Source organism: Acidithiobacillus sp. TH-A36 (assembly GCF_057473445.1).
Window position 1 is genome coordinate 24860 of record NZ_JBYCKP010000446.1, and the last position, 6143, is coordinate 31002.

General features: G+C 55.2%; 8 protein-coding genes. 4 read left to right on the forward strand and 4 right to left on the reverse strand.

What is annotated here, in order from left to right; all coding sequences use genetic code 11:
• Positions 1 to 6: 6 nt before the first annotated feature.
• Both AC2VLY_RS11535 and AC2VLY_RS11540 read right to left on the reverse strand, forming a co-directional pair.
• Complete coding sequence (locus tag AC2VLY_RS11535) at positions 7 to 321, reverse strand: cell division protein ZapA (RefSeq protein ID WP_193651383.1); 315 nt, start codon at positions 319 to 321, stop codon at positions 7 to 9.
• Between the two features lie 19 nt (positions 322 to 340).
• Positions 341 to 580 (reverse strand): hypothetical protein, encoded by a 240-nt coding sequence (locus AC2VLY_RS11540; RefSeq protein ID WP_193639863.1) that lies wholly within the window; start codon positions 578 to 580, stop codon positions 341 to 343.
• Positions 581 to 668: 88 nt separating this feature from the next.
• On the opposite strand from AC2VLY_RS11540, the gene mrdA reads away from it, so the two are divergent.
• Genes mrdA through ychF form a run of 4 tightly spaced genes read left to right on the forward strand, consistent with a single transcriptional unit; the run spans position 669 to position 4925 of the window.
• Complete coding sequence (mrdA, locus tag AC2VLY_RS11545) at positions 669 to 2627, forward strand: penicillin-binding protein 2 (RefSeq protein ID WP_486892582.1); 1959 nt, start codon at positions 669 to 671, stop codon at positions 2625 to 2627.
• A gap of 12 nt (positions 2628 to 2639) precedes the next feature.
• Complete coding sequence (locus AC2VLY_RS11550) at positions 2640 to 3248, forward strand: 50S ribosomal protein L25/general stress protein Ctc (protein WP_300253042.1); 609 nt, start codon at positions 2640 to 2642, stop codon at positions 3246 to 3248.
• 6 nt (positions 3249 to 3254) lie between these two features.
• Complete coding sequence (gene pth, locus AC2VLY_RS11555) at positions 3255 to 3824, forward strand: aminoacyl-tRNA hydrolase (protein ID WP_486922317.1); 570 nt, start codon at positions 3255 to 3257, stop codon at positions 3822 to 3824.
• A gap of 9 nt (positions 3825 to 3833) precedes the next feature.
• A complete protein-coding gene (gene ychF / locus AC2VLY_RS11560; RefSeq protein WP_193651379.1) occupies positions 3834 to 4925 on the forward strand; it encodes a redox-regulated ATPase YchF in 1092 nt (363 codons plus the stop codon).
• A gap of 24 nt (positions 4926 to 4949) precedes the next feature.
• Here ychF and AC2VLY_RS11565 read toward each other — a convergent pair whose 3' ends face one another.
• Together AC2VLY_RS11565 and AC2VLY_RS11570 are read right to left on the reverse strand one after the other, a co-directional pair.
• Complete coding sequence (locus AC2VLY_RS11565) at positions 4950 to 5471, reverse strand: RNA pyrophosphohydrolase (protein WP_193651410.1); 522 nt, start codon at positions 5469 to 5471, stop codon at positions 4950 to 4952.
• Between the two features lie 55 nt (positions 5472 to 5526).
• Entirely contained in the window at positions 5527 to 5976 is a 450-nt protein-coding gene (locus tag AC2VLY_RS11570) for an NUDIX hydrolase (protein WP_486892615.1), read from the reverse strand.
• Positions 5977 to 6143: the final 167 nt, after the last annotated feature.

Here is a 6143-nt window from a genome sequence, read left to right on the forward strand (position 1 = left end):
TTCAAGTTACTCTGCCCCCCTGGCCCTGTCAACCAGTTGCTGCAGACGCTGTTCGACAAGTTGCAGATCATGCTCACGCGCCAGCAATGTCTGCCGGGTACGCTGCAAATCCGCCGCCAGATTCACGGCCACCATCAGGGTGGCGCGTTCCCGGCTCAGTAATTTGCCACGGCTTCGCGCCACTTCCAGTTGCTGATTGAGTAGGCGCACAGCTTCCAGCAACAGCTCCCGTTCTTCATCCGGACAGGGTATCTGATAATGCTGATCCAGCAGGGTGACTGAAATTTGTTGCACGGCGTTTGTGGGTTTGGCTTCGGACACAGACTTCTCCCTGGTGATTTTATAGTTCGTTTTCCCAACAATTGACCTGCGCCAGCAGATCATTCAGGCGCAAACAGATTTCTTCCTGACGCTCTTGCAGCATCCGGTTTTCCGCTTTCAGCTTTTGAATTTGGGCCTGCAGGGCTTGCACGGAATGCTTGTTGCGACTATCTCCTTCCAGTTGCCGACGCAATCCGCGATAATCCGTGATAGCATTCTCCAACTCTGCAAACAGGGATTCATATCGGGATTCTAACACTGCGCCACCCACTTTTAGCCGGACATTCCGACACCGAGTTTACGAAGCACCTCCATCATTTGCAAATTGAAGCAGGTTTGTTGCGCCCATGCCCTTATCCGAATCATTAAAACGTACGCGCAGTTTTCGCTTTCGCCTGGGTGTTGCGGCACTGTTGATGCTCCTGGCTATTCTGGGGGTTGTCTTGCGGGTACTGGACCTGCAGGTACTGCATTACTCCAAATTTCGCGAGCTGGCCTATGACAATCATGTGGCTCTGGTGCCCCTGGCTCCGCCTCGGGGCGTGATTCTGGCGGATCATGGGGAGGTTCTGGCAGAAAACCTGCCCACCTATGCCCTCGAAATCACCCCGGATCAGGTCCCCCATCTGCAACAAAGCCTGCAATTTTTGCAGCATCTTCTGAACTTGAGCCCGGAAGATCTGCAGCAATTTGCCGCACGGCGCGCTGGCAAGCCGGACTTCGACCCGATTGTTTTGAAGGCTGACCTGAATCCGACGCAAATTGCAGCCGTATCCGTCCGCGCCATGGAACTGCCGGGCGTGCGTATTGCCGCCATGATGCATCGCCATTATCCCTATGACGCCTTGTTTTCCCATGTCGTCGGTTATGTCGGGCCGATTACCGCTGCCGATCTGAAAGATTTTCATGCCAGTAAATATGTGGGTCGCAATTATATTGGCAAAAACGGCCTGGAACGTTATTACGAACGCCAGCTGCGCGGCGTCATGGGTTATGAAATCAAGGATATTAACGCTCGGGGTTTACCGGTAGGCACCCTCCGCCAGATTGCCGCTCATCCTGGTAGTAATCTGATTACCCATCTCCGTCTGCGGGTTCAGGAGGCAGGGGCAGAAGCGTTGCAGGGGAAAGGCTATCGCGGTGCGGTCATCGCCATGGATCCCAATAATGGTGGCATTCTCGCCATGGTCACCAGTCCCAGCTTTAATGCCAACTGGTTTGTGGACGGCATCAGTAATGCGCACTGGCAATCGCTGCTCAACAATCCGGGCCGGCCACTCATGAACCGGGCCGATAACGGTTTGTACCCGCCGGGTTCCTGCGCAAAGCCTTTTTATACCATTCAGGCCGTCCAGGAAGGCGTGATCAGTCCGGATTTCCATACTTACTGCCCCGGCAATTATCAGTTGGGAGGACACACCTACTGGGACTGGAATCGGGGTGGTTTCGGGGAGACCGGCATCACCAAGGCATTGGCCTGGTCCGTTGATGTTTTCTACTACAAGCTGGCCGTAAAAATGGGAATTGATTTGCAGGACAAGACCCTCTGGCGTTTCGGCTTCGGGCAGAAAACGCCCATTGATCTGCCCGGTGGCGCAAACGGTCTGGTCCCGACTCCAGCCTGGAAACGCGCGCATCTTCATGCCCCCTGGTACACCGGTGACTCGGTGATTTTGGGTATTGGTCAGGGCTATCTACTGGAAACGCCGCTACAACTGGTCCGCGCCGTTTCTGCCCTCGCCAATGGCGGCTATCTCGTGCAGCCCCAGGTCGCCAAGGCCTTCATTGACCCGCAAAGCGGCAAGACTATTCCTATTCCCAATGCCGCACCCGTAAATCTGCATATTTCTGCCGAGGCCATGCATGCGGTGCATCTGGGGATGGAAGCCTGCGTCAATACTGGCACCTGCCATACGGTGAGCATTCCCGGTATCAGCATTGCTGGCAAAACCGGTACCGCCCAGGTCCCTATGGGCTATAAAAATGGCCACACTATTTACAACAATGACTCGCTGTTTATTGGCTGGGCACCCGTGGATCATCCCAAAATTGCCGTAGCGGTGGTGGTCGAAAATGGCGGATACAATGCCTGGCAAGCCCTACCGGTAGCCCGTGCAGTCATTAAGGCGTATTTGCAGCCGGACCAAACGCCTCCAGCTCCAGCTCCAGCTCCAGCTCCGCAAAAATTATCCACAAAATTGTCGGCAAAGGTTGCTCAATCGGCAAGCGCGCATTATGATGCGCCCCTTAGTCATGGGGAGAAAGGTTCTGTCAACCCTCGCCCCGCTCAATCCACAGCACAATAAGGAGTACTGAAAATGACAGATTTTGCGATTGCGGCCATACCGCGTGAAGAAAACGGCCGCCGCGCCAGTCGTCGCCTGCGCCGTACGGGCATGGTACCGGCCGTGCTTTATGGGGATAACAAGGCAGCGATGGGTCTGAGTATTGAAGCGCGCCTGTTGCGCAAGCTCCTCGCCGACGAACGGGCCTACACGCATGTGATCGCCCTGGAATTCCCCAGGGGTAAGGAAACCGCCCTGATCCGTGATATCCAGATGCATCCCTACAAGGAAGAAGTCCTGCACATGGATTTCATGCGGGTCCATGCCGGTGAAACCGTCCGCTTGCATGTGCCCATCCACTTCCTCAACGAAAGCACCTGCGTGGGTATTAAGGCCGGTGGCGTATTGCACCGCGCACTGACGGACGTGGAAGTGGAGGCACCGGTCGATCGTCTGCCCGAAGCCATTGAAGTGGACATAGCCAAACTTGAAAAAGGCGAGAGCCTGCATCTGTCGCAGATCAGCCTGCCGGCCGGAGTCATTCTGATTCCGCTCCAGCATGAAGACGATAAGGAAATTGTCTCCATTCATAGCCCCCGTACCGGCGCTGAAGCGGAAGAAACCCCCGAAGCCGCCGAGTGAGGTAAAATGGACTGGTTGCTGGCGTGGCTGGGAAATCCCGGGGCAGAATACGCCCGCACCCGCCACAATGCCGGTTTCTGGGCGCTCCAAACCTTTGCAGAAAAGGCTGGAGCGTCTTTACGTTTGGAATCACGCTGGCATTGTCTGGCTGCAACCACACAAAATTCAGGACAACAACTGGGCTTGTGCCTGCCCCAGGATTTCATGAACCGCAGCGGTGCTCCGGTCCAGTCTATGGCCGCTTTTTACAAGGTACCTGCGGCGCGTATTTTAGTGATACACGACGAGCTTGATCTACCGCCCGGTACGGCGCGTCTGAAATGGAGTGGCGGACATGGCGGACATAACGGCTTGCGCGATCTGGATCGGGCGCTGGGCACACGAGATTACTGGCGCCTGCGCCTTGGCATTGGGCACCCCGGGCACAAGAATGCTGTGATAAATTATGTACTGGGCGTGCCTTCGGCAATGGATAAATCCGCGATTGACCTGGCGATTGAGCACAGCCTGGCGGTTCTTCCGGAATTTCTTGATGGTCGCAGTGATGCGGCACAGAAAACCCTGCACAGCGATTAGGAGTTTTTTATGGCTTTGGCCTGTGGCATCGTCGGTCTCCCCAATGTGGGCAAATCCACTCTGTTCAATGCGATCACCAAAGCCGGTATCGCCGCTGAAAATTATCCTTTCTGCACCATTGAACCCAATGTCGGTCTGGTATCCGTGCCGGACCCCCGCTTGCAGGCATTGATTGAAATCGTCAAGCCCCAAAATGTGGTTCCGGCCACCATGGAGTTTGTGGATATTGCCGGACTGGTGGCGGGCGCTGCCCAGGGCGAGGGTTTGGGAAACCAGTTTCTGGCCCACATTCGGGAAACGGACGCTATCGCCCTGGTTACGCGCTGCTTTGAAGATCCCAACGTCGTTCATGTCAGCGGTCAGGTGGACCCTGTGGCCGATCTGGATACGGTATTGACGGAGCTGATTCTGGCGGATATCAGTACGGTCGAAAAAGCTCAGGCGCGGGTTGCCCGCCAGGCCAAGGGTGGCAACAAGGATGCCGTCGCCGAAGCCGCTGCCATGGCCCGCCTGCTACCGCATCTCAATAGTGGCAAACCTGCCGCGAGTCTCAGCATGAGTGCTGAAGAAAAAGCCCATTTGCGTGGCCTGTTTTTGCTTACCATGAAACCCATGATGGTCATTGCCAATGTGGCGGAAGATGAAATTCAGGATGGACCCTGGCGTCCGCTTCTGGAAGCCTGGGCGGGCGAACGTCATGCCAGTGTGGTTCCGGTATGTGCAGCTATTGAATCTGAACTGGCTGAACTGGAAGCTGAAGAGCAGAGCGCCTTTCTGCAGGACCTCGGGCTGGAAGAACCCGGACTGAATCGTATCATCCGCGCCGCCTATGGCCTGCTGGGCCTGCAGACCTATTTTACGGCTGGCATCAAGGAAGTACGAGCCTGGACCATTCCCATCGGGGCCACTGCCCCCCAGGCAGCTGGCGTCATTCATAGTGATTTCGAGCGGGGTTTCATCCGCGCCCAGACTATCGCCTACGCAGATTTCGTCCAGTACCGGGGCGAGCATGGTGCCAAGGAAGCGGGCAGAATGCGTGCGGAAGGTAAGGATTATGTCGTCCATGATGGCGACGTACTGAATTTTTTGTTTAACGTGTGAGATGGAGACCTGTTGAGCCAGAGGTCAACCTGCTGAAGGGGAAACTTTTCTCTTAGACTCAGCAGCATCGGCAGGAGGCGGACCCACATTAATCAGTGGAGCCAACTCCTGCAATGCCTGCCAGTAAACCCGTCGTTTAAAGGCGATGATTTCCCGGGCAGGCATCCAGAAATCCACCCAGCGCCAGGTTTCAAACTCAGGATGCTGAGTCGTCAAGGTGTTAATTTCCGCCTCATCGCCTTCGAAACGCAGCAAAAACCAGATTTGTTTCTGCCCGCGATAGCGGCGTCGCTGGGCACGATGCCGGGAACAGGGAACCTCGTAACGCAGCCACCCCTGAGTCCGCCCAAGAATACAGACCTTGGCCGTACCCACTTCCTCTTCGAGCTCACGGAACATGGCTTGTTCTGGTGTTTCCGCATGATCAATACCGCCTTGCGGAAACTGCCAGGCATTCTCACCCCGGCGTTTGGCCCACAACACCTGATTGTGTTCGTTGCAAATAATCATGCCCACATTGGGGCGATAGCCGTCTGCGTCTATCATGTTCATCGTCTCTACCGATGCCTTTTCCCCAATATAGCACGAGACAGAGCCTGCGTCAGTCTGTCAGACTGTGTAAAATTTCCAGGGGATAACGATTTCCGGCCAGATAATCCGCAATACAACGCTGCACCATGACATTACGCAGGTGTCCGCTCTGCGCCTGTATTTCTGCCGGGATCATCCACACCGGACCAATAATTCCGGTATCCAGCTTGTAGTCTGAACGCTGAGTACCCAACTTCCCGCCAAAAGCGAAACGCAGGTAGGTCAAATCTTTGGCGGGATGTTCCCAATGATAAATGCCCGTGAGATATTCGGGCTCAAAGGCATAAGCGGTCTCTTCCAGAGTTTCCCGTACAACCGCGTCAAGCAGTGTTTCACCAGGGTCCCAGTGACCAGCAGGCTGATTGAAACATCGGCGTCCTTCTACCATTTCTTCAACCAGCAAAAAATGTCCCTCTTGCTCCACAATTGCAGCAACCGTCACATGCGGCTTCCAGACCATGATTATGACTCCCTTTGCCGTTCGATTTCGCTGAGTTCTCGCCACTGTCCTGGAGCCAGATCATCCAAAATGAAAGGTCCGAATGCCTCCCGATGCAGGCTCAACACCAAATTATCCAAAGCCACAAACATACGCCGCACCTCGTGATAACGTCCTTCATGGAGGGT

Bases quoted from the DNA above. Each gene is read 5' to 3' on its own strand.
- mrdA (WP_486892582.1), top strand. From the start codon at position 669: ATGCCCTTATCCGAATCATTAAAACGTACGCGCAGTTTTCGCTTTCGC.
- AC2VLY_RS11550 (WP_300253042.1), top strand. From the start codon at position 2,640: ATGACAGATTTTGCGATTGCGGCCATACCGCGTGAAGAAAACGGCCGC.
- pth (WP_486922317.1), top strand. From the start codon at position 3,255: ATGGACTGGTTGCTGGCGTGGCTGGGAAATCCCGGGGCAGAATACGCC.
- ychF (WP_193651379.1), top strand. From the start codon at position 3,834: ATGGCTTTGGCCTGTGGCATCGTCGGTCTCCCCAATGTGGGCAAATCC.
- AC2VLY_RS11565 (WP_193651410.1), bottom strand. From the start codon at position 5,471: ATGATAGACGCAGACGGCTATCGCCCCAATGTGGGCATGATTATTTGC.
- AC2VLY_RS11570 (WP_486892615.1), bottom strand. From the start codon at position 5,976: ATGGTCTGGAAGCCGCATGTGACGGTTGCTGCAATTGTGGAGCAAGAG.